This window comes from Aromatoleum diolicum (assembly GCF_012910955.1).
Lineage (GTDB): Bacteria > Pseudomonadota > Gammaproteobacteria > Burkholderiales > Rhodocyclaceae > Aromatoleum > Aromatoleum diolicum.
The window spans coordinates 1-540 of sequence record NZ_WTVQ01000122.1 but is presented as its reverse complement, the minus strand read 5'-3'; the positions used below and the strand labels follow the sequence as shown (position 1 = coordinate 540).

Here is a 540-nt window from a genome sequence, read left to right as displayed (position 1 = left end):
CCGCCGCGAAACTGCATCTGAATGCCAGTTTCGAAAGCATGCTGCCGCAGAGCCAGCCCTACATCCAGAACTATCTGGACAATCGCAATGAGCTGCGTGGCCTGGGCAACGTGCTGCGCGTGGTGGTTGCCACCCCCGACGGTGACATCTTCGACCCCGCCTACCAGGAGACGCTGAAGAAGATCAACGACGAGCTGATCCTCACCCCCGGGGTCGACCGCGCGTGGGTGAAGTCGCTGTGGGCCCCGTCGGTGCGCTGGACCGAGGTCACCGAGGAGGGCTTCCAGGGCGGGCCGGTGATGCCGGACTCCTACGACGGCTCGCCGCGGGCGACCGAGCAGCTGAAGCTCAACATCGCGCGCTCGGGCATCGTCGGGCGCTTCGTCGGCAACGACTTCAAGTCGAGCATGATCTTCGTGCCGCTGCTCGACAAGGATCCCGCCACGGGCGCGCCGATCGACTACCGGGCGCTGTCGCGCACGCTCGAGGACAACATCCGCGCCAAATTCGAGCAAAGCGTCGAGCAAAGCGTCGAGCAGG

General features: G+C 65.4%; 1 pseudogene. It reads left to right on the top strand.

The features are described from left to right. Positions 1–540 (top strand): annotated as a pseudogene (locus GPA25_RS23685) (RND family transporter); the annotation flags it as partial.